General features: G+C 70.3%; 13 protein-coding genes. 5 read left to right on the plus strand and 8 right to left on the minus strand.

Annotated features, from left to right (window positions below):
- Positions 1-9 precede the first annotated feature (9 nt).
- From ACZ4YY_RS06485 to ACZ4YY_RS06495, 3 genes are all read right to left on the minus strand, one after another.
- Positions 10-1440: a family 43 glycosylhydrolase gene (locus ACZ4YY_RS06485; protein ID WP_468284474.1), complete on the minus strand. Its 1431-nt coding sequence runs from the start codon at positions 1438-1440 to the stop codon at positions 10-12.
- Positions 1422-2420: an arabinan endo-1,5-alpha-L-arabinosidase gene (locus ACZ4YY_RS06490; protein WP_468284475.1), complete on the minus strand. Its 999-nt coding sequence runs from the start codon at positions 2418-2420 to the stop codon at positions 1422-1424. The genes ACZ4YY_RS06485 and ACZ4YY_RS06490 overlap by 19 nt, the downstream gene beginning before the upstream one ends.
- Before the next feature lie 349 nt (positions 2421-2769).
- On the minus strand, positions 2770-5889 hold the full coding sequence (locus tag ACZ4YY_RS06495; RefSeq protein WP_468284477.1) for an FG-GAP repeat domain-containing protein: 3120 nt from the start codon (positions 5887-5889) through the stop codon (positions 2770-2772).
- 296 nt (positions 5890-6185) lie between these two features.
- Between ACZ4YY_RS06495 and ACZ4YY_RS06500 the strand changes: the two genes are divergently transcribed.
- Positions 6186-13121: a polymorphic toxin-type HINT domain-containing protein gene (locus ACZ4YY_RS06500; RefSeq protein WP_468284479.1), complete on the plus strand. Its 6936-nt coding sequence runs from the start codon at positions 6186-6188 to the stop codon at positions 13119-13121.
- 20 nt (positions 13122-13141) lie between these two features.
- Positions 13142-13546: a hypothetical protein gene (locus ACZ4YY_RS06505; protein ID WP_468284481.1), complete on the plus strand. Its 405-nt coding sequence runs from the start codon at positions 13142-13144 to the stop codon at positions 13544-13546.
- 273 nt (positions 13547-13819) lie between these two features.
- Here the strand turns inward: ACZ4YY_RS06505 and ACZ4YY_RS06510 are convergent, their stop codons facing one another.
- A complete protein-coding gene (locus tag ACZ4YY_RS06510; protein ID WP_468284483.1) occupies positions 13820-14470 on the minus strand; it encodes a DUF4360 domain-containing protein in 651 nt (216 codons plus the stop codon).
- Between the two features lie 378 nt (positions 14471-14848).
- On the minus strand, positions 14849-16468 hold the full coding sequence (locus tag ACZ4YY_RS06515; RefSeq protein WP_468284485.1) for an ADP-ribosyltransferase domain-containing protein: 1620 nt from the start codon (positions 16466-16468) through the stop codon (positions 14849-14851).
- 121 nt (positions 16469-16589) lie between these two features.
- Between ACZ4YY_RS06515 and ACZ4YY_RS06520 the strand changes: the two genes are divergently transcribed.
- Positions 16590-17267, plus strand: coding sequence for a macro domain-containing protein (locus ACZ4YY_RS06520; RefSeq protein ID WP_468284486.1), 678 nt, complete (start codon positions 16590-16592; stop codon positions 17265-17267).
- A gap of 19 nt (positions 17268-17286) precedes the next feature.
- Here ACZ4YY_RS06520 and ACZ4YY_RS06525 read toward each other — a convergent pair whose 3' ends face one another.
- The 3 genes from ACZ4YY_RS06525 to ACZ4YY_RS06535 form a co-directional block, all read right to left on the minus strand.
- Positions 17287-17748 carry an RrF2 family transcriptional regulator gene (locus tag ACZ4YY_RS06525; protein ID WP_468284488.1) on the minus strand — a complete coding sequence of 154 codons (462 nt, stop codon included), beginning with the start codon at positions 17746-17748 and terminating at the stop codon, positions 17287-17289.
- Positions 17749-17802: 54 nt separating this feature from the next.
- The gene (gene arfA / locus ACZ4YY_RS06530; protein ID WP_468284490.1) at positions 17803-19323 is read right to left on the minus strand and encodes an arabinosylfuranosidase ArfA; all 1521 of its coding nucleotides are present in this window, start codon (positions 19321-19323) and stop codon (positions 17803-17805) included.
- Between the two features lie 144 nt (positions 19324-19467).
- Positions 19468-20409 (minus strand): extracellular solute-binding protein, encoded by a 942-nt coding sequence (locus ACZ4YY_RS06535; RefSeq protein ID WP_468284492.1) that lies wholly within the window; start codon positions 20407-20409, stop codon positions 19468-19470.
- Between the two features lie 191 nt (positions 20410-20600).
- Between ACZ4YY_RS06535 and ACZ4YY_RS06540 the strand changes: the two genes are divergently transcribed.
- Both ACZ4YY_RS06540 and ACZ4YY_RS06545 read left to right on the plus strand, forming a co-directional pair.
- The gene (locus tag ACZ4YY_RS06540) at positions 20601-21215 is read left to right on the plus strand and encodes a toxin-antitoxin system, toxin component family protein (RefSeq protein ID WP_468284494.1); all 615 of its coding nucleotides are present in this window, start codon (positions 20601-20603) and stop codon (positions 21213-21215) included.
- Positions 21212-22459: an MAB_1171c family putative transporter gene (locus ACZ4YY_RS06545; RefSeq protein WP_468284496.1), complete on the plus strand. Its 1248-nt coding sequence runs from the start codon at positions 21212-21214 to the stop codon at positions 22457-22459. The genes ACZ4YY_RS06540 and ACZ4YY_RS06545 overlap by 4 nt, the downstream gene beginning before the upstream one ends.
- Positions 22460-22570: the final 111 nt, after the last annotated feature.

A 22570-nucleotide genomic window follows, 5' to 3' on the forward strand; every position in this document is an offset into this window, starting at 1 on the left:
CCCCGGGCCTCAGACCGGGTTCAGCCGCCACTGCTGGCAGGCGTTGTTGAGCCAGGTCCACTGCCGTACGTCGGCGGCGTCGGCCGTCGAGCAGCCGGCGACGTCGGCGACCTTGCCGGTGGCCTGGTTGACGACGCGGACGTAGTCGCTGTCGGTGGCCAGGAACCGGAAGCGCTGGCAGGTGTTGTTCAGCCAGCTCCACTGGCGCAGGTCGGCGCCGTCGGCCGTGGAGCAGTCGGCGGTGTCGAGGACCTTGCCGGTGGCGACGTTGACCAGGCGGCTGGTGTCGTCGCCCAGGTCCTCGATCCGCCAGCGCTGGTTGGCGCCGCCGTTGCAGGTGTACTGCTGGACGTTGGCGCCGTCGGCGGCCGAACCCCCGGCCACGTCGAGGCACTTGCCGCTGTTGCGGTTGGTGAGGGTGTACGTCGTGGACACGGTGGACGGCTCCCCCGACGGTCCCGTCTGGCTCGCGCCCAGGCGGACCGGCGTACCGAGGTTCGGCGTGCCGTCGGCGTTCCAGGTGAACTTCTGCGCCCTCGTCGTCCGCCCGTTGTCACAGCCGTCCGAGGCCGCGTCGTTGGCGTGGTAGACGATCCAGCTCTCGGTGCCGTCGGGTGAGGTGAAGAAGCCGTTGTGGCCGGGGCCGTAGACGCTGTTCGCGTCGTTGCGCTGGAAGACCGGCGTGGACTTCTTCGTCCAGGAGGACGCCGCGAGCGGGTCGGAACCGGTGAGGGTGAGCTGGCCGAGCTTGTAGTCGGGGGTCCAGCAGCCGCTCGCCGAGTAGATCAGGAAGGTCCTGCCGCCGCGCTGGAGGATTTCCGGGCCCTCGTTGACCGTGCCGTTGCGCTCCCAGTCGAAGGTCGGCGTGGAGACGGTGGAGAAGCCGGTGGCGAGGGTGTACGGGTTCGACATACGGGCGGCGACGAGGTTCTGCGTGCCGCCGCTCAGGCTGCCGAAGAGGTACAGCTGCCCGTTGATGGTGGCGACCGTCGGATCCAACATCCAGGCGGAGTTGAGCTGGTTCTTGTAGGTGTACGGCCCCATCGGGTCGGACCCGGCGCTCTCCAGCACATGCGTCCGCTGGGTCGCGTTGTAGTCGGTGATGTTCTGCCCGGCGACGTAGTACAGGTACCAACGGCCGTTGATGAAGTGCAGTTCCGGTGCCCAGATGTTGCAGCAGCGCGAGGGCGCGTCACCCTTCCACACCTGCACGCTCGGCGCGGTGGCGAGCCCGGCCAGGGTCGCGGACTTGCGGATGGTGATGACGTCGGTCCAGCTCGTCGTCACCAGGTAGTAGTTGCCGTTGTGGTACGAGATCCAGGGGTCGGCGCCCTTCTGCGTCTTGACCGGGTTGGCGAAGGAGGCCGCGTTCGCGGAGGACTGCCCGAGCGAGAGGGCGAGCAACAGCGCGGTCAACAGGGTCAGTAGGCGACGGGCCATCCAGTGCTCCAGTTCAGTAGGTTGATGCCGAGTTTGGGGGTGCCGTTGGCGTTGCCGTCGTAGTAGTGGTAGACGATCAGGTCGCCGTCGGAGTCCTTCGTGATCGACTGGCCGCCGGGGCCGATGTACCGGCCGTGCGACTCCAGCACGGGCGTCCCTCCGTTGTTCATGAGCGCGACGCCGTTCCTGTCGCGGTACGGCCCGGTGACGCTGGTGGCGCGGCCGACCTTGACCTTGTAGGTGGAGCCGGTGCCGGCGCAGCAGGTGTCGTACGAGGCGAAGAGGTAGTAGTAGCCGCCCCGCTTGACGATGAACGGCGCTTCGACGGCCTTGGTCCCTGTGGGGCGGGAGGCGAGGGAGTACCGCGTGGTGCTGCCCGGCAGCTGCTTCCCGGTGGCCGGATTGATCTGGATCATCTTCAGCCCCGTCCACCAGCTCCCGAACGACAGCCACCACCGGCCGTCGTCGTCGACGAAGAGGTTGGGGTCGATGGCGTTGTAGTCGCTGGAGGTCGTGGAGGTGTAGACGGTCCCCTGGTCGCTCCAGGAGCCCGGCAGACCGGTGCCGGACGTGGCCAGCCCGATGGCGGACCGGTTCGACCCGAAGGTCGAGACGGCGTAGTACATCAGGTACTTGCCGCCCTGGTAGGAGATGTCCGGCGCCCACGCCTCGGTCGCCCCGTACGACGACCACCAGCCCGGCTTCGTCGGGAACGCGTCGCCGCCCGCGCCGAACGCGACCCGGTCGGTGGAGGTCCGGTAGGACAGTCCGCCCCCGGTGGCGTACAGCAGGTAACGGCCGGCGGAGGTGCGGATCATCGTCGGGTCGTGGACCACGGTGGCACCGGTGACGTTGCCGGGGCCGGGGTAGGCGGTGGCGGCGGAGGGGGTGAGGGCGAGGAGGAGGGCTGCGGGGAGGGAGAAGAGGGCGGCCTTGCGGGACAGGGGTGACGTGCGCGAGGTGCGGGAGGTACGGCTCATGCGGACGCTCCTTCGGTGGGGGATCGCCGTTCGTCATGCCGAACAGCGCTCGCGTCATCGGACGGGACCGTAGAGTCGAACCCCTGGCGCGTCAATGGCTCGCGCAGTAACGCGAGGAACCACGCGGTGTGCGTCCGCCCGGCCGAACGGGGGGAGTTCCAGCCGACGGTGGGCGGCGATCCGGCTGCTGGGGTCGTGGACCGGACCGTGGAGTCGAACCCCTGGCGCGTCGACGGCTCGCGCAGTGGCGGAGGCCGGGTTCACGCATCGGCATCCGCCCCCCACACGGCCGACCGGGGCCGGAGCGTGTCGCTCCGGCCCCGGTCGGGTCTGTCCTCGGGAAAAGGGGTCAGGAGATCCGCTTGATCGCCTGCCATCCTCCCGCTCCGACCACCGTCGGCGGACCGACCAGGCCGGTCCTGCGGCCGGGGACGAACTCCAGACCCGCCGTGGTGTTGGCGGTCGTGGTCCACAGATCCGGGACACCGTCGCCGTTGGAGTCGCCCGTGGCGGTCAGCTGCGGGCGGGCCGTCGTGGTCCAGCCCGTGGCGTACGCCGTGCGGTTCTCGGCGGTGCCCAGGGACGCCGGGTCGGTGCCACCGTCGGGGACACCGTCCTCGTCCGCGTCACCCGGGCTGCGGCCGTGGTACACCCACAGCTCGCCGTTGGTGGTGTTGCGGGCGATGAGGTCGGTGAAACCGTCCCCGTCGACGTCACCCGGCGAGGCGAGCTGCATGTTGCCCCAGCCCGAGCCGCCGATCAGGTACCCCGAGTCGATTCCGCCGAAGTGGCCCTGCATGAACCACAGCTGGTCACCGATGACCGCGACGAAGTCGGGGTAGTGCGCGTCGGAGTCGGCGGTGATGTCCCCCACGGACACGATCTGCTTGATCGTCGCGGGGTCGGTCGACACCTCCGTCTCCGCGTCCGGGTAGACGTACACCTCCTCCCGGGTGTCGGCGGTGAACTCACCCTGTCCGTTGTTCGGGTACAGGTAGAGCCTGCCGTCCGAGTGGCGTGCCACCAGGTCCTCGTAGAAGTCGTCCGTCCAGTCGCCCCGGTGCGTCATCAGCACCCCGTTCCAGGCGCCTCCGGAGGACAGCGGGATCATCGTCGCGACCTTGCCGTCGCCCGTGCCGCCGTACAGCCGAAGGTTGTTGGTGCCGTCGACCGCGAACATGTCGGGCAGGCCGTCGCCGTTGACGTCACCGGGCTTGTCCGTCACCCCCGGGCTCTTGACGTAGAAGCGGTACGGGTAGATCGGGCCGGGGTTGCCGCCCGTGTCCACGATCCGCACGTACAGCGTGTGCGGTCCCGGGGTGAGCGGGGTGACCTCCGCGGTGGCCGGGCCGCCCTTGGTCGTGGGCTTGGCCGAGCTGCTCGGCGGGGTGCGGTCCAGTCCGTACAGGTACTCGGTCGCGCCCGTCTCGCCGTTGGCGCCGAACTGGAACACGCCCTTGGTGCGGGCCAGCGCGCCCTCGACCGGCTCCATGTCGGCCGTCGTCTCGGGGAACAGGTCGTCCTTGGAGTCGACGGCCGGCATCACGGTCGGGGCCTTCGGGTCGAAGCCGAAGCGGCAGCCCGGGGCGCCCTTGGTCGGTGTCCAGTCGGAGGCGAAGGCCGCGTCAGCGGTGTCCTCGGCCTGCGCCTTCCAGGAGAACTGCCCGTTGCTGGCACCGATGTGCCGGGTCAGCAGGTCCTTGCCCACGACCACCCGCGCCTGTGCGCCCTTGGAGTCGCCGGCCTTGACCGTGACCTGCACCCTCTTGTCGAAGATGATGCCGGGCGCGGTGTCGTGCTTGCCGGTCGCCCACAGGTGGAACTGGACGTTGACCTTGCCGCCGTCCTGGTCCCAGACCTGCGCGGTCAGCGTGACGTCGGTGTTGCCGACGGTGACGTAGGACGAGCCGTTGCCGCACTCGGTGGCGCTCACCTTGGTGCTGGGAACGGTGTCCAGGGCCCACGGGGCCTTCGGCAGACGGTTGAACTCGACGATCAGCTTGGCGTCCGGCTTGAACTTCTTCCAGCTGTACTCGTCCTTGCTCTCCTCCGCCTTGTCCGGCGCCTTGAGACCGAAGGTGATGTTGGACCACTTGCCGGCCGCCGCCTTGACGGCCGCGTCCTTGGCGGTGAACTCGACCGCCGCGCTGGCGGCGCAGCCCACTTCCTCGTTGCCGTGGGCGTAGTTGCGGCTGTCCTGGAGGGTCTTCAGGGCCGGCTGCTTGTTCCAGGTGGTCGCCGAGGAGATCGCACCGGTCAGCCACAGCTCGACCGGCTTCGGCGTGCAGGACCACGCGTGGGTCTCGGTGATCTGGAACTGCGCGTCGATCACCTTCACGCCGGCGAGGAACTTGGAACCGACGCGGAAGTAGGACCGGGCCAGGCCTCCCGTTTTGGACTCGTAGCCGACGCGCGCCTCGCTCGTCTTGCCGCCGTCCCAGCCGGTGCCGTTCCAGTAGCTGCTGCTCGGATGCGGCCTGTAGGCGATCGTCCAAGCCTCGCGGGTGCCGGTCATGCGCGGGTCGATGTAGACGGGGAACTCGGTGTCCGGCGCGTCCAGCAGCTTCTGGTCCGGCGTCAGGACGATCTGCTCGTCGGTGACCTGGACGCCCACCTCGGAGCTCTTGGTGCCGGGCGTCAGCGGGGAGGGGTCGGAGACCGGGGCCGAGCGCACCGCGCGCGTGCCGCGCGGGGCGGTCCTGGCCGCCGGAGCCTGCTCCGGCTCGGCGGAGGAGTCCCACATGCGGGCCGTGGAGGAGGCGAACACGGTCCGGCCGGCCGCGTTGACCGCCCGGAGCGTGCCGTTCTCGGCATCCTTGGTCAGGTCGAGGCCCTCGGCGTGGACCCCGAAGCCGATCCGGTTCAGCTCGGGCCGGTCGGCCGCCTCGGGCGTCTTCACGATCAGCGCCTGGCTGAAACCGTCGAGCCCCGCCCTCACAGCGAGGTCGACCCCGGGGAAGACCTCGGGGTAGGTCGCGGTCGAGCCCTCGAGGACCGGCTCGGGCAGGGCTGTCGGCCAGGTCAGGGCCAGTTCGCCGCCCTGGTCGGCGAGGGTCACCAGGCGGTTGTCGCCGCCGGCGGAGAAGGTGACGCGGCCGGGCGCCGCCTTGGGCGATATCCGGCCGGCCGTCTCGGTGAGCGTGGTGTCCACCGGGGTCCAGACGCCCTCGCGCTTCACGCGCACGGGCTGGGTGTGCTGGGTGTGACGGAGGTTGCCGTTCGGTAAGGCGTGTGTCTCGCTGGTCTCGGTGCGGGCCGACACCACCTCCACGGGCTCGCCGGTCTGTGCGGCCTGCTTCAGTGCCCGCTCCTCGGCGCCTGCGGTCACCGTGGTCGAGTCGGTGTCCGCCGCCGTCGCGGTGAGCGGTGTGATCGGTGTCAGCCCCAGAGTCCCGCCGGCGAGCACCGCGACGAGCGCGGCCCGCGCCGAGCGCCTGGTCCGGCGCTGTCTTCGGGATGTGTCTGGCATGGGCGAATCCCCCCGGAGTCGATGCCGTGCGAGCCCCTTCCGGGGTCGCTGCGAACCCTTGGACGCAGGGCCGCGACGCCGAACAGTACACGTCACACAGGGAATTCTTTGCTCACCGGTAGCAGAAGTGGGGATTGTCGCATTGCCCTGCCTTTACTTGCCCGGGTGATCGCGAGCGCTTACTGTCTGACCGTTCAACACTCGGTCACTCAGAGTGAGGGGGAGGTCCGTTAGTGGACCAACTAATAAGACAGTTAAGGTATTTGGGGCACTGGCACAGATCCGTTTCCCTCTTCGTGGGGCTCGTTCTCTTCGTCGGACTGATACCCGACGACGCGAGCGCCGCCGACGGAAGCACCCGGATCTCCGATGTGAAACCCGATCGCTCGGTTCCCGGAAGGGAATTCACCAAGAAGCGCCCCGAGGCTCCTGACCAGGCCACGGGCAGCTTCAAGCCCGCCGCGGGCTCGATCGCGGCCGACACGTTCACGACGCTGGTGACCGACAGCCGTGACAAACTGCCCCAGCGTGCGCCGCTGACCACCGGCGCCACCCCGGGCCTGAAGGGCTCCCAGGGCTCCACCACCGTGAAGACCGGCGTGGTGAAGGCCCGTCAGACACCCGCCGCGAGCGCCCGCAGGGGCCTGCGCAGCAGCGGCCCGGCCCCGAAGCAGGCCGTCGCCGAGGCCGGTACGGCCGTCCAGGTCCAGGTCAAGGACGAGGCCGCCGCCCGCAGGGCCGGCGTCCAGGGCGTGCTGTTCACCGCGGCCCCCGCGAAGAGCGGACTCGCTCCCGCCGCCTCCGGTTCGGTCGAACTGGAGTTGGACTACGCGTCGATCAAGGACACCTACGGCGGTGACTGGGGCTCCCGGCTCCGGCTCTACCGCCTTCCGGCCTGTGCGCTGACCACGCCCGAGCTGGAGTCCTGCCGTACGCGCACCCCGCTGCCCGGGGCCAACGACCCGGCCGCGAAGACGGTCTCCGGCACCGCCGACCTGGCCGCCGCGCCCACCGTGTTCGCCGCGGCGGCCGCCGCCTCGGGTCCCGGTGGCAGCCACGAGGCCACCTCGTTGTCGCCGTCCGGTTCCTGGATGGCCGGCTCGTCCTCCGGAGGGTTCTCCTGGACGTACCCGATCGAGGCGCCCGAGGTCCCCGGCGGCCCGCAGCCCGAGGTCGAGCTGTCCTACTCCTCGCAGGCGGTGGACGGCCGCACGGCCTCCACCAACGCGCAGTCCTCCTGGATCGCCGAGGGCTGGGACTACGAGCCCGGCTACATCGAGCGGAAGTACCGTTCCTGCTCGGACGACAAGGCCCCGATCAAGAACTCCAAGGGAGAGGAGGTCAAGCCCAACAACACCGGTGACAGCGGTGACCTGTGCTGGGGCTCCGACCACGTGGTGATGTCGCTGGGCGGCAACACCACCGAACTCGTCAAGAAGGACGGCACCGACGAGTGGCGTCCCGCCGACGACGACGGCTCGCGCCTCGAGCACAAGTCCGGCGCGGCCAACGGCACCAAGACCGGCGAGTACTGGGTCCTGACCACCACCGACGGCACCCAGTACCACTTCGGCCTGAACAAGCTGCCCGGCGCCCCCGACGGCACGGTCACCAACTCGGCGCTCACCGTGCCGGTGTTCGGCAACCACCCCGAGGAGCCGTGCCACGCGAGCGCGTTCATGGACTCCGACTGCGCCCAGGCCTACCGCTGGAACCTGGACTACGTGGTCGACCCGCTGGGCGACGCCATGACCCTGTGGTGGACCAAGCGGACCAACTTCTACGGCCAGAACATGAAGGCCGACCAGCAGATCGCCTACACGCGGGCCGCGGAGCTGCAGCGCATCGACTACGGCCTGCGCTCCGACAAGCTGTTCGGCGTGCTGCCGGCCGGCCGGGTGGACTTCACGCTGGCCGAACGCTGCCTGATCACCACGGCGTTCGACTGCGCCGAGACCAAGCGGACCGCGGCCAACGCGAAGAACTGGCCGGACACGCCCCTGGACCAGGAGTGCGCCTCCGGGGCCAAGTGCACCGACAAGTTCTCGCCGACGTTCTGGTCGACCAAGCGCCTGACGAGGATCAGCACCAGTGTGCTCGTCGGCACGGCCCTGAAGCCGGTCGACTCCTGGGCACTGGAGCAGACCTACCCGCCCACCGGTGACGGCACCTCGCCGGCCCTGTGGCTGGAGTCGATCACCCGCACCGGCCACGGCGCCAACGGCACGGCGGCCATGCCGAAGGTCTCCTTCGCCGGCCTCCAGATGGACAACCGGGTCGACAAGGTGGAGGGCCTGCCGCCCTTCTCCCGGTACCGGATCCACGCCATCGACACCGAGACCGGCGGCCGGATAGGCATCACCTACTCGCCGCGCGACTGCCAGGCCCTGGAGCCGAAGCGGATGCCGGCGTCCCCCGAGTCCAACACCATGCGCTGCTTCCCGCAGTTCTGGACTCCCAAGGGGGCCACGGCACCGGTCAAGGACTGGTTCCACAAGTACGTCGTCACCCAGGTCAGCGAAGAGGACCTGGTCGCCGACAGCCCCGCCAAGGTGACCTCCTACGAGTTCATCGGCGGCGCCGCGTGGGCGTACGACGACAGCGAGTTCACCGAGAACAAGCACCGCACGTGGTCGCAGTTCCGCGGCTACGAGCGCGTGCGCACCCGCCAGGGCGCCGGTGACGACGTCAAGCAGCTCACCGAGCACCGCTACTTCCGCGGCCTGCACGGCGACAAGATGCCCTCGGGCACCCGGTCGTCGGCCGTGGAGACCAGTGACGGCGCGAGCCACCCGGACCTGCCCCAGTACCAGGGGCAGCTGCTGGAGCAGATCACCTACGCGTCCGACGGCGGCGCGATCGACTCGGCGACCGTCACCACCCCCTGGGCGGTGAAGACGGCCACGCGCAAGCGTGCCGGCACCACCGCGCTCGAGGCGTGGATGGCCCGCCCGGAGACCGTCACCACCCGCGACCACGTCAAGGGCGCCACCTGGCGCACCTCCACCGAGACCACCAAGTACGACAGCTACGGTCTGCCGTACCAGGTCGAGGAGAAGACGCCGGGCGGCAAGGTCCGTTGCTCCACGGTGAGTTACGCCCGCAACGTCTCCGCGTACCTGATCGAGTCGGAGTCCCGCGACAGGACGACGCTCGGCGCCTGCGGCACCACGGGCGGCGAGGTCGTCGAGGACACCCGCACGCTCTACGACAACCTGGCCTTCGGCGCGGCCCCCACCAAGGGTCTGCCCACCGAGGTACAGGAGCTGAACGGCACGGGCGACGGCTACGTCACCATCGACAAGACCCAGTACGACATCCACGGCCGTGAGGTCGCGACGTGGGACGCGGACAACCGCAAGACGTCCGTCGAGTTCACCCCGAAGACGGTGGCGCGCCCGACCAGGCAGGTCTCCACGGACCCGCTGGGCCACACCGAGACCACGGAGTTCGAGGAGACCCGCGGTCTGCCCAAGAAGGAGACCGACGCCAACGGCAAGTCGGCCACCATGGAGTACGACCCGCTGGGCCGGCTCCTGAAGGTCTGGGAGATCGACCGCGACCCGGCGAAGGACAGCCCGACCGCCACGTACGACTACGCCGTCAGCCGTGACGACCCGACGGTCGTCACCTCGCGGACGCTGAAGGACAACGGCGAGTACGCCGTCTCGTACGAGATCCTCGACGGCCTGCTGCGCGAGCGGCAGACGCAGGACGAGGCGATCGGCGCGGGCCGGATCATCAACGACTCCTACTACGACAGCGCGGGCCGCAAGTGGAAGGAGAACGACGGCTACTACAACAAGCTGGAGCCCGAGCCGAAGCTCTGGGAGGCCGTCGACAACGAGGTCCCGTCCCAGAACCGCATCACCTTCGACGGCTTGGGCCAGCCCACCGCGGAGGTCACGTACTACCTCGGCACGGAGAAGCTGCGCACGACGACCGTCCGCGACGGTGACGTCTCCACGACGATCCCGCCGAAGGGCGACACGGTCACGGCGACCTTCGAGGACGCCGACGGCCACGTGGAGCGGCTGCGCGAATACACCAACGCCGAGCGTACGAAGTGGCGGGACACCGTCTACGAGTACGACGACCTCGACAACCTGTGGAAGGTGACCGCCCCCGGCGGCGCCGCCACGACGTTCGAGTACGACAAGCGGGGCCGTCAGACGGCGGTCGTCGAGCCCGACGGCGGACGGACCGAGATCCGGTACGACGCCTCGGACAACGTGATCGCGACCGTCGACCCGTTCAAGCGGGCGCTGTACACCACCTATGACGCGGCCGGCCGTCCGACCTCCGTGCGTGAGGGCAGTGAGGACGGGCCCAAGCGTGTGGAGTGGACGTACGACACCCTCGGCAAGGGCCTGCCCACGGCGGAGATCCGCTACGAGAACGGGCGTGAGTACCGGGAGGAGGTCACCGCCTACGACGACGCCTACCGGGTGAAGAAGACGAAGACGGTGATCCCCGAAGAGGAGATCGGCCTGGCGGGCACGTACGAGTACGAGTACGAGTACACCCCGACCGGTCACCTCGCCTGGGTGCAGGTGCCGGGCGTGGGCGGTCTGGTGACCGAGCGGGTCGTCTTCCGCTACAACTCCGACGGCCTGCCGATCGCCATCGGCGGCGCGTCCACGTACCTCGCGGACGTCGAGTACTCGGCGTTCGGCGAGATCCTGCGCACGGACGCGGGTCCGGCCGGCAAGAAGGTGTACGGCTCGTACGTCTACGACGAGTTCACCCGCCGCCTCCAGACGGCCACCTTCGACCGGGACGTCTCTCCCGTCCGCATCAGCGAGACGCGGTACGGGTACGACGAGGCCGGCAACGTCACCAAGGTGACCGACGTGCCCGGCAGCGCGGCACCCGACGCGGGCAGGACCGACACCCAGTGCTTCGTCTACGACCAGCTGCGGCAGATGACCTCTGCCTGGACGTCGAAGACGGCGGACGACTGTACGGCGGCTCCTTCCAAGGACACCGTCGGCGGTCCGGACGCGTACTGGCAGTCGTTCGAGTACGACACCGCGGGCAACCGCAAGAAGCTCGTGGAGCACGACCCGACGGGCGACACCGCGAAGGACGTCACCCGCACCTATCTGTACGGGAAGGAGGGCGTCGGCGGCCCGAACGCGCTGGCCGAGATCAGATCGGTCGGCCCGCAGGGCGAGCGCCTCAACACCTTCCGCTACGACGCGGCCGGCAACACCGTCGGACGCCAGCACGGCGGTACGCAGCAGACGCTCGAGTACGACGTCGAGGGCCAGCTGCGCAAGGTGACCCAGCCGGTCGAGGGCGGCGGCACGCAGACCACGTCGTACCTCTACGGCGCGGACGGCGGACGCCTGATCCGCACCGGCGCGGACGGCAGCCGCACGCTCTACCTCGCCGAGGCGGAGCTGACCGTCAGCGCGGACAACACCACCGCCAGGGCGGAACGGTTCTACCCGCATCCGGACGGATCGACGACGGTCCGTGCGACGGGCGGGGTCCGGCAGATCATGCTGGCCGACCACCACGGCACGTCCCACACGGTCGTGGACATGATGGACCCGGCCATGGGCGTCACCCGCCGCAAGGCGCTGCCGTTCGGCGAGGCTCGGGGGCAGCAGCCCACGACGTGGCCCGGACAGAGCGGCTTCGTCGGCGGCACGGTCGACAAGGACACGGGGCTGACCCGGCTGGGAGTCCGTGACTACGACCCGGTGACAGGCCGGTTCCTCACGGTCGACCCGATGGTCGACTACGGCAACCCGGCCACGATGAACCCGTACGCCTACAGCAACAACGCGCCCGCCACCTTCTCCGACCCGTCCGGGGCGTTCTTCCCGGTGCTGATCGGTATCGCGGCCCGTATCGCCATCCAGGCGGCGATCCGCGCGGCGGCCCGTCGGGCGGCGATCATCGCGGCGCGCAAGGCGGCTCAGGCGGCGGCCCGTCGGGCGGCGGCCCTGGCCCGCAAGCGGGCGATCGAGGCGGCGAAGCGCGCTGCGGCGAAGGCCCGCCGTGAGGCGGCCCGCAAGGCCGCGGCGGCCAAACGAGCGGCGGCCAAACGGGCAGCGGCCCGTGCGGCGGCCAAACGGGCGGCGGCCAGGAGGGCGGCAGCCCAGGCGAGGGCCCGAGCGGCCAAGGCGGCGGCGAGGAAGGCGGCGGCACGCCGTGCCGCGGCACGCAAGGCGGCGGCCCGTCCCAAGCCGCGTGCCAAGCCGCGTTCCCAGCCCAAGTCGAGGCCCAAGCCGTCGCAGGTGGCACGGGCCGCGAAGAAGATCGCGAAGGAGGCGCGGAACGAGGCCAAGGAGTCGGCCAAGGACGAGGCCAAGAACCAGGCGTGCGAGGCCAACAGCTTCGTTCCGGGCACCCGGGTACTGATGGCCGACGGCTCGACCAAGCCGATCGAGAAGGTCAAGGCCGGCGACAAGGTCCTCGCCACCGACCCGAGGACGGGGAAGACCTCCGTCCAGACGGCGACGGCGACGATCATCGGCAAGGGCAGCAAGGACCTGGTGCGGATCACGCTGACGGTCCATGACGGCTCCTCCGCCAAGGCGCAGGCGACGACCGTCACCGCGACGGCCGGTCACCCCTTCTGGGTGCCGTCCCTGCGGGAGTGGGTCGACGCCGGTGAGCTGAAGCCGGGTCAGTGGCTCCAGACGTCCTCGGGCACCTGGATCCAGATCGGTGCGGTCGAGGCCTGGACGGCGCGGAAGGCGACGGTTCACAACCTGACCGTCACCGACGTCCACACGTACTACGTGCTGGTCGGTGCGGCACCGGTCCTCGCTCACAACTGTGACAGCGTCGTTCTGGGGATCCAGGAACACTCCGACCCTCTCGCCCAGCAGCTCCGCGAGGGCGGCGACTCCCAGGCCCACACCTACAACGGGAGGGCGTACGCCGGAGTCAGTGACGCAGGCATCCCGAAGTGGATGGAGGGCGTGATGAACGCCGCGAGGGACGAGAACGTGACCCTCTCCATCACGCTCGACGGGATGCCGGGGGCGAACGACGACCCCCGCCACATCGCCAACGCGTTCCACACGGCCGTGCTCCGCGGACGGAAGTTCGGGATCGGTCCGGGTCAGGAACTGCCCGGCCCGACCAACGGCACCGCGTGGGAGATGAGCACGGTGGAACGGGCTGTCAGACTGGGCAACCGCCAGTGGAGTTCGATCAGGTGGTATTCCGGAGGCCGGGAGATCAAGGGGGTCGTGAACCCGTTCGGGTGAGGCCGGTGAAAGGACAGGACATGGAATTCAGCCAGCCGGACCGGCTCTTCAAGGTCTGGGACTACTCGGTCACGCACCGGACCCTGCTCCTGCGCAGTGATGTGCGTCTCGGCCTGGAGCCCGGCCCGCGTATCGAGGTGTCCGCCGGCCATGTCGACGTCATGTTCCTCCGTTCGACGATGAGGGGGCTCACCATCCGGAAGCCCTCCTCCGCCGACGAGGTGAAGGCGGTGGCCGCGAAGTACGGCATCGAAGAGGACCCGGACTACACGTTTCTGCTGGAGTCCGCGAACGGACAGGGGCTCATCCTGTCGGGCACCCCGTCATGGGCCATGGCTGAATGTCCCATCGACGCACCGTCCCTGTTCTCCAGGGTCGGTGAGGTCGACCGCTATCCCGGCGGCGTCCTGCACCGGATCGCATAGCGCCCGAGAGGAACGAAGCTCCCGGCCGACAGCCAGTCGGCCGGGAGCTTCGCCGTTCCCGGTGCGCGCGAAGCCGCCCTGCACGCTGCGTGACGGCCCGCCATTGTGCCGAACGGACAGCTCCTTCACCGTGCGCCGCGTCCGGCCTGCTCACCCTGACCCAGCTGGGCACCCCGCCCTCGGCCGGGTCCGCGGGAACGCTGACGCCGAGGGTGGAGCGAGGCTGACGCGTCCCGAGGGAGGGCCCGCCCGCCGGTGCGGGCGGCCCTGCGCTCACTTGCCGGGGCACTCCTTCCACGCCATGTGGTAGACGGTGCTGATGTCGCCGTCGGTCGAGTCCATCGTCATGAAGCTGACCTTGCTCGGCGAGGACGTGCCGGCGTTCACCCGCAGCTCGGTGTTGATGTTGAAGTTGCGCTGGACTCCGCAGGGCGCGTAGACGAGCTGGGCCCAGTCCGTGGTGTCGGTGGCCTGCCAGTTGTCGTTGTAGGCGCCGGAGAAGTTGTGGTTCTTGAACACCGTGCTCGACGAGCCCTGGAAGTAGTACGAGGCGCGCTGCACCGCGGTCGCCCCCGGCTGGAGCGAGGCGAAGCCCCGGTAGTCCGCGCTGGCGATGGCGTAGGTGAAGCCCTGCGGGACGTGGACGACCAGGCTGAGCTGACAGTTCTTGCGGAACGCCGTGGGGTCGGAGTTGCCGCCGACCTGCGCGAGGTAGTCGCTGTAGGTCACGGTGAAGGCGGTGTTGTCCTCCGAGACGGCGACCGCCGCGGTGCCCCGGGGGCAGCCGGAGCCGTTGACCGTGGCGACCTTGATGACGATCTTGTCCGGGGGCGGGTCGACGAACCCGGTGGACGGGTCGTGCGCGGGCAGTGCGGCAGTGACGAGAGCGGCGACGGCGCCGCCCAGGAGCAGCCCAGCTGTCATGGGTCTCTCCCCTTCGGTGGGATCGGTGGGGGGTGGATGCGCCCGCCCCCTCACAGCGGCCCCGTGTGAAGAATCAATGAAGCTGCTGTGAAGAACCGGGGCGATCGCATCGTAGGGAGCCGCCTGGGACGCGCCCAGGGGGAACTCCGGCCATTCACCCCGGCCCGTTCACACCCCGTCCGCTCGGGATCCGCTTCACGGGCCCCGTCGGTTCCGGTCCGGTCAGGTCATTTCAGATCAGCTCAGGTCAGGCCAGGTCAGGTCAGGTCAGGTCACGGACCGGCACCGCCCGGACCAGCCCGGTTTCACCAGACCCGGCCCGGCTCCGCCCGGTCCGGTCTGGTCCGGTCCGGTTCGGTTCGCTCCCACTCGGGCCGGTCAGGACACCAGCGGCTGCTCCTCCGACTCGGCGAGCTTCACCGTGCACAGGCCGCCGCGTTCGGTCTTCACGTCCGTCACCTTCAGCTGTGTGCCCGGCAGGAGGATGTACTCCTCCTCACCGGTGAACGCGGAGAAGCTGCGGATGCCGACGGCCCGCGCGGGCTGCACCTCGAAGAGGGTCCGCTTGCCGCGGCTGCCGAGGAACCCCCGGGCCACGCCGAGCTGGGACGTGCACGAGGACACCCCCCACCAGGTGACGGTCCGTCCGACCGGGTACTGCGCCCGCAGGTCCAGCGGCACGCCGCGCCACAGCGGTTCGGTGCGGACGGGGAGCGCCGACACCGCCGAGAACAGCAGTCGCAGATAGGGCAGGTACGGGGCGACCTTCGAGCGGTCCGGGGAGCGCAGGACGGCGTTGATCTCCCGGTAGAACGCGGACTCGCAGGTGTAGAGGTACAGGGCGGCGATCGCGTCGGCGGACAGGCCGGCGACCGCTTCGTCAGCCCGCAGCTTTCCGAAGTCGTGCGACCGCTGGACGTGCCGGTCGAGGCCGGACAGCAGGGCGGCCACCGGGGAGACGGCGTCGCGGAAGGCCATGAGGGGGGTGTCGAACACGCCGGTGATCGCGTCAAGGACGAGGCCCTCGTCCTTGACGCCGGCGAGCCGCTCCAGATACAGCTGGTGCAGTTCCATGGTCGACGCGATGAACGCGCCCATCCGCTCCGCGACGTCGCCACCGGTGCCGCCGTCCTGGGCCGCGCGCCGGTCCCAGCCCTTGCTCGGCAGCCAGTCGATCTCGTCGGCGCCCAGCGAGGCCAGCGCGTCGTTCACCATGGCGAAATGGTCGCCGTCACAGAAGATGTCGCCCTGCGCGGCCGGGTTCGGGTGGTCGATGTGCCGGACTTCGACCCCGGGGTACTTCTTCTGGAGCTGGAGGACGACCTTCTTCAGGTTGCGGGCGTGCGCCCCCCACCAGGCGAAGACGACACCGCGGTCCTCCTCGTCCTCCGCGTCCTGCTTGGCCTTGAGGATCTCCTCGACGAGCCGCTCGGCGACCGGACGCCAGAACGCGGTGTGCGGGTCGGATCCCCTCGGTCCGTCGCTGCTCGCGGTGAGGGCCGCGTTGAGCAGCAGGACACCCTGGGTGAGCATCGCCTGGAACCATTCCGGCGGCTGGACGGTCTCCTGCTTCCTCAGCAGCGCGCGTATGTCGGCGATGGGCGTCTTCTTCGGGATGCCGTACTTCCACATCGCCGCCGCCTTGATGATGCAGCGGATGCTGACGACCCTGCCGAACTGGGCGTCCTTCCAGTCGTGGAAGGTGTTGTCGAACATGGCGATGCCGGTGGCGCTCTCCGGCCGCGGGTAGGGGTTCTGCCCGAAGACGACGACCTTCCACTTGTGCGGCGGGTGGGGCTTGAGCGCCTGGAAGGTGAGTTCGCGGACGGGCACGACGTCCTGCCCGCGGCCCGGACCGATGAACGCGGCCGCGTTCGGCTGTGCCTCGATGACCGGCTTCAGCAGTGGAAGCCACGGTTCGCCGCCGCCCTCGAACAGTTCGGCGAGGGCCAGCGGGTCGTTCGGGTCCGGCTGGGCGGGAGCGTTGGCGTCGATCATGGCCGGGAGGCTAGCAGCGGGGTCCGACAACCCGGCCGGACCGCTCGCCCAACTGCGTTGTCAGTGGCGGGAGGTAGCGTCGTGGGTGGTGGAAGGACCGATTCTCAACGGGGAGTGCACGATGACCGTGAACCGCGAGCAGGCGCCGCTGAAGGTCGTGTTGACCGACGTCGACACCGGTGTGGTGGAGGCCTGGCGGGCGGCGTTCGCCGACACTCCCGGGATCGAGATCCGCAAGGGCTCGATCCTCGACGCGGAGGTCGACGCCTGGGTCAGCCCGACCAACGCGCGGGGACTGATGAACGGCGGGGTGGACGCGGTCATCAAGCGGCACCTCGGAGCGGGCATACAGCTGCGCGTGCAGCGGGCGATCCGTGACCGGTTCGAGGGGCGGCTTCCGGTGGGCAGCGCGGTGTGCGTCCCGTCCGGGGCGGTCAACCCGCGGTTCCTGATCTCGACGCCGACGATGGAGCAGTCCTCGCAGAACGTGAGCGAGACGCTGAACGTGGCGCTGGCGTGCGCCGCCGCGTTCCAGGCGATCCACCGGCAGAACGACGCGGCGCCGGGCAGCATCGCGTCGGTGGCGCTGGTCGGCATGGGCGCCCGGACCGGCCGGGTGCCGGCACGGGTGTGCGCCAACCTGATGTGGACGGGCTACACGCTGTTCACCGACCACAGCTTCGAGGACTACGACGACCTGCGCCGCACGATCGTCGCGCAGCTCGACGACATCGAGAGCGCGCCCCAGGAGAAGCGGGTCCGCATAGCCCCGCCGAAGCGTTCCGCTTCCCGCCGCTGACCGCGTCCGCCCGTCCGGTTCAAGGGTTCTCCCAGGCCGACGGTTCCTCCGCCAGGTCCCTCACCGGTTCCGGGAGGGCGTCGGCGGCGATGTCGGCGATGGTGACGCCCTCGAGGATCCGGCGGACGTTGGCGCGCAGGGCGATCCACAGGGGGAGCAGCGGCCGGGCGGAGCCGGTGTAGGTGAGACCGGTGGGGCGTTCGCCGCGGACCGAGACGATCGGGCCGTCCACCGCGCGGATGACGTCCGCGACGGTGACGCTCGCCGCGTCACGGGCCAGGCGGTAGCCGCCGCCTCCGCCGCGCCGGCTGGCGACGATCCCGCCGCGCCGCAGGTCGCCGAGGATCCCCTCCAGGAACTTGTGGGGGATGGCCTGCGCGGCGGCGATCGTCTCCGCCTTCACCGGGTCGTCGCCGCCCTGCCGTACGGCGAGCTCCAGTACCGCCCGTACGGCGTAGTCGGCCCGTGCCGAGATCCTCATGGCGACCATTGTCCGGTGCGCCGCCGGAAGACGGCGCACCGGAGTCGGAGTCGCTCAGGCGAGTCGGATCACGTTCCAGGACAGCGGCTCCAGGGTCGCCGTCAGCCGGCCGTCGGCGGTGACCGTCGTGCCCTCTCCGGCGTGCGGTGCGACCCGCTCGGGGTCGGCGAGGGTGTTGCGGGCGTCCGGGTCGGCGTCGGCCAGCACGCTGTGCTCGACCAGGCGGGTGAGGCCGAGGCCGCCCAGGGTCACCTCCAGCGGCAGTGGCTCGGTGCGGCCGCGGTTGACCGCGAAGACGGTGACGGTGCCGTCCTCGGCGCGGACCGCCGTGGCGTGGAGGAGGTCCGCCTCGCCGTACTTCTTCGTCTCGTACGTCGGTGAGTCGACCCGGACGTCGAGGACCTCGCCCCGGCCGTGGCGGGAGGCCTGGGCGAAGGGGAAGAACGTCGTCTGCCGCCAGGCCGGGCCGCCGGGCTCGGTCATGATCGGCGCGATCACGTTGACGAGCTGGGCGAGGCAGGCCACGGTCACCCGGTCGGCGTGCCGGAGCAGCGCGATGAGGAGCGAGCCGAAGACGACCGCGTCGAGGACGCTGTAGTTGTCCTCCAGCAGGCGGGGGGCCTCCGGCCAGTCGCGGGGGTCGGCGGTGCGGGAGTGCTCCTCCCACTTCGACAGGTACCAGACGTTCCACTCGTCGAAGGAGAGGTTGATCCTCTTCTTGGACTTCAGCCGCGCGCCGACGTGGTCGCAGGTGGCGACGACGTTCTCGATGAAGGACTCCATGTCGACGGCGGAGGCCAGGAAGGAGTCGATGTCGCCGTCGTGCGGCTCGTAATAGGCGTGCAGGGAGATGTGGTCGACGAGGTCGTAGGTCTCCGCCAGGACCTTCGCCTCCCACTCGGCGAACGTCGGCATCGACTGGCTCGAGCTGCCGCAGGCGACCAGTTCGACGGTCGGGTCGATCTGGCGCATGGCGCGGGCCGTCTCGGCGGCGATCCGGCCGTACTCCTCGGCCGTCTTGTGGCCGGTCTGCCAGGGGCCGTCCATCTCGTTGCCCAGGCACCAGAGCCGGATGCCGAAGGGTTCCTTGTCGCCGTGGGCGATGCGCCGGTCGGAGAGCGCGGTGCCGGAGGGGTGGTTGGCGTACTCCTGGAGTTCGAGGGCCTCGGCCACGCCGCGTGTGCCGAGGTTGAGGGCCATCATGGGCTCGACCCGGGGGCCGATCTTCTTCAGGAAGGCGATGTACTCGGACAGGCCGAAGCGGTTGGTCTCCGTGGAGCGCCAGGCGAGGTCGAGGCGGCGGGGGCGGTCCTCGGCGGGGCCGACCGAGTCCTCCCACTTGTAGCCGGAGACGAAGTTGCCGCCCGGGTAGCGGACGACGGTGACGCCGAGTTCGCGGACGAGGTCGAGGACGTCGGTGCGCAGGCCTTCGGCGTCGGCGGTGGGGTGGCCGGGTTCGTGGATGCCGGTGTAGACGCAGCGGCCGAGGTGTTCGACGAAGGAGCCGAAGAGGCGGGGGTTGACCTGGCCTACGGTGAAGGCGGGGTCGAGGGTGAAGCGGGCCTTCTTGGACATGGGGTCCCTTCGGGGTGGTTTCGGTGTGTTGCCGGGTGCGGGCGTTCGTGGGTGGTGCGGGTGGTCCCGGTCGTGAGTGGTGCGGGTGGTGCGGGTGGTCCCTGGGGGGCGGCCGGCCGTTCGCCGTTCGGTGCGGGGTGCGTGCTACTGCCCGGCCAGGCCCGTGTGGGCCACGCCCCGCACGATCTGGCTCTGGAAGAAGACGAACACGACGATCAGCGGCAGGCCCGCGACGAGGCCGCCGGCCATGAGCTGGGGCCAGACGATGCCGAAGGCGTTCTGCACGGTGGCGATGCCGTTGGGCATGGTCATCAGGTCGGGGTCGTTGGTCACCATGTAGGGCCACAGGAAGTTGTTCCAGGAGGCGATGAAGGTGAAGATCCCGACCGCTGAGAGGGACGGCTTGGACAGGGGCAGGACGATCGTGAACCACCAGGCGAGGTTCTGGTCGTTGGCGTGCAGGCCGAGGGTCTGCACGCCCTTCCCCAGCTGTTTCCTGGCCGTCGCGAGGATCTCGAACCACTCGTCGGGGGAGGTGGCGGCGGGCAGGCGGCCGTCGGCGTCGAGGAGGCCGGCCCTGGCGCAGACGTCGGTGCGGTAGAAGTTCAGCTGGACGTGGATGTCCAGGGGCAGCGCGTACAACGCGCCGTCCACGATGCCGCGTTGCCACAGCACCGGGTTGAAGTCGGCCTCGCGGACGCCGTACCGGGCGAGGAGGTCCACGTCCCAGGGGTCGAGGAGGCGGCCCGGGGCGAAGCCGGCTACGCGGCCCTGGTGCATGACGGCGAGGTCGGGGGCGCGGTTGCCGGCCGCGGCCATGGCGAGTTTGGTGCAGTAGGGGCCGCCCCAGGTGAGGGTGGAGTCCTTGACGGCGATGTCGGGGTACTCCTTGCGGAAGGCGTCCACCATCGCCACCTGGTTGGCGCCGTCGCCGCCCTGGAAGAGGTTCCAGTAGCGGACCCGGGTGCGCGCGGTGGAGGCGAGTGCGTCGACGCCGGTGCCGAGGGCCGCGAAGCCCAAGCTGCCCGCGACGGTCAGTCCGGCGGCGGCCATGAAGTGCCTGCGGTTCAGGCCAGGTCGTCCCATTGCCCGCCCTAACTGTTCGATATTTCGAATTTCGCTCGCAACTTCGAACGGGACCGTAAAATCGAAGCGCTTTCCGCGTCAATGGTCACGGCAATGGTTCCGCCAATCCTTCGCCGAATGGTTCTGCCGCGGACTGTCCTCGCCGCGTAGGCTCGGACCCGCCGCCACAGGGCGGTGAGAAGGGGGAGCCGATGGATTTCGCGGGTGCGCGCGGCAGGGCGACCCGGCTCGTCTCGGCGCTGCGGCGCCCGAGGAGCGGGCCGGCCATGCGCGACCTGACCGGTGATCTCCGCGCCGCGCTGCGGGCCCGGTCCCGGCGACCGGCCGGGGTGCGGGAGGTGGCCCGGGCGCTGTGCGAGGAGATGTCCGCGCTGCGCGGCGGGCGTCCCGTCGAACTGCGCTTCGAGCGCTTCCCCGACGCGTTCGAGGTGACCGGACTGTGGGTGGAGTTCCACGACTTCGACCTGGTCATCGTCGAGGAGCGGGCCGAGGAGCTCCAGCAGCTGGTCATCCTCGGCCATGAGCTGTGGCACCTGCACGCCGGCCACCGCCACCACCATCACGGCGTCGGCACGGCCGCCGCGCACGCCCTGGCCGGGCGGCCCGGCTGGGACGACATCGCCCTGACCGTCGCGGCCCGGGACGGCTCCCGGGAGCGGGACGAGGCGGAGGCCGACGACTTCGGCCACCGGCTCGCCGCCGCGCTGCGGCCGCTGCTGGCCGGCTCCGACGACACCGGACGGCCCCTCGACCCGCTCCAGCGGTCCCTGGGCTACCGCGGCCGCGGCCGCTCGGGGCGCCGATGAGGACGGCCGCCGCCTCCCACCTGGCGCTCACCCCCACCGAGTTCGTCCACGAGTTCTACCCGACGTTCTGGTGGATCCCGGCCGGGATCCTGGCGGCCGCCCTCGCGATCAAACTGCCCAGCATCATCCGGCTCTGGACCGACCCGCTGCTGCGCGCGGTCGGCGGGCTGCTGCTGCTCGCCTGCGCGGTGTTCGTGTTCGTGGCGCCGTCCACGATCGCCTGGGTCAATCGGGTCACCGGTGTGCCCAACATCTCCGCGCCCTGGGTGTACTCGCTGCTCACCGCGTTCTGCGGGTCCTGTCTGCTGCTGATCATCACCTGGCGCCACGGACTGTCCGACCGCTCTGCGCGCACCCGTTCGGCGATGCGCTGGGTCATCGGCGTCTACGCCTGCGTGATCGTCGCGCTGTGGGTGCTGTTCGCGCTCGCCGAGGTGCCCGAGGAGCGGCTGCGGGACATCGACACCTACTACGCCAACACGCCGTACATGCGCGAGCTGATCCTGCTGTACCTCCTCGCGCACACCACCGCCGCCCTCGTCACCAACGGGCTGGTGTGGAACTGGGTGCGCACCGACGGGCTCGACGCCTGGCTGCGCTGGGGCCTGAAGTTCCTCGGCGCCGGCTACGCGCTCCAGCTCGTCTTCGACGCGGCCAAGCTCACCGCCGTCGGCGCCCGCTGGGCGGACCGTGACCTGGACTGGCTGAGCACCGCCGTGGCGCCGCCGCTGGCCTGTCTGTCCGCCGTCCTCATCGCGGTCGGTTTCATCCTTCCGCACGCCGGCCAGTACCTGCACGACCGCTGGCGGGTGCGGCTCGCCCACCGCGAACTGCGCCCGCTGTACCTGTTGGTGAGGACCGGGCACGGCGGCGGAGTCTCCTTCGTCCTGCGCAGCACGCCCGAACTGCGGCTCATCCGCCGGGAGACGTTCATCCGCGACGCCCTGCTGTCCCTGGCCCGCTTCGTCGACGAGGACCTGCGCCGGCGCTCGCACGACGCCGCCGTCGCCCTCGGCCACTCCCCGGACCGGGCCAAGGCCCTGGCCGCCGCGGTGACCGTCCTGGACGCCGTCGACGCCAGAGCCCGCGACCGGGACCGCGACGGCGACACCGCCCCCGACACCACCGACCTCCTGCGCGACATCGGCGCCGTCTCCCGGGCCCTGCGCCGCGGCGACGACCTGCGGGCCGTACGGAACCTGGCCCGCGCCTGCGCGGGCGGAGAGGTGCGCGCCTCGTCCTGAGGGGTCCTCGCACGATGCCCGCCCGGGCCGACCGCGCGGCCTGATCAGGTGCTCCTCGTACGAGGACCGCTGAGGGGAGCGGCGGCCCGCGCGCACCGGGCCCGGGGGCGG

The organism is Streptomyces sp. NPDC030143, from assembly GCF_055573695.1.

Coding starts and splice junctions, on each gene's coding strand:
- ACZ4YY_RS06545 (WP_468284496.1), top strand. CDS start 21,212: ATGAGGACGGCCGCCGCCTCCCACCTGGCGCTCACCCCCACCGAGTTC.
- ACZ4YY_RS06490 (WP_468284475.1), bottom strand. CDS start 2,420: ATGAGCCGTACCTCCCGCACCTCGCGCACGTCACCCCTGTCCCGCAAG.
- arfA (WP_468284490.1), bottom strand. CDS start 19,323: ATGTCCAAGAAGGCCCGCTTCACCCTCGACCCCGCCTTCACCGTAGGC.
- ACZ4YY_RS06525 (WP_468284488.1), bottom strand. CDS start 17,748: ATGAGGATCTCGGCACGGGCCGACTACGCCGTACGGGCGGTACTGGAG.
- ACZ4YY_RS06485 (WP_468284474.1), bottom strand. CDS start 1,440: ATGGCCCGTCGCCTACTGACCCTGTTGACCGCGCTGTTGCTCGCCCTC.
- ACZ4YY_RS06535 (WP_468284492.1), bottom strand. CDS start 20,409: ATGGGACGACCTGGCCTGAACCGCAGGCACTTCATGGCCGCCGCCGGA.
- ACZ4YY_RS06505 (WP_468284481.1), top strand. CDS start 13,142: ATGGAATTCAGCCAGCCGGACCGGCTCTTCAAGGTCTGGGACTACTCG.
- ACZ4YY_RS06520 (WP_468284486.1), top strand. CDS start 16,590: ATGACCGTGAACCGCGAGCAGGCGCCGCTGAAGGTCGTGTTGACCGAC.
- ACZ4YY_RS06510 (WP_468284483.1), bottom strand. CDS start 14,470: ATGACAGCTGGGCTGCTCCTGGGCGGCGCCGTCGCCGCTCTCGTCACT.
- ACZ4YY_RS06540 (WP_468284494.1), top strand. CDS start 20,601: ATGGATTTCGCGGGTGCGCGCGGCAGGGCGACCCGGCTCGTCTCGGCG.
- ACZ4YY_RS06515 (WP_468284485.1), bottom strand. CDS start 16,468: ATGATCGACGCCAACGCTCCCGCCCAGCCGGACCCGAACGACCCGCTG.
- ACZ4YY_RS06495 (WP_468284477.1), bottom strand. CDS start 5,889: ATGCCAGACACATCCCGAAGACAGCGCCGGACCAGGCGCTCGGCGCGG.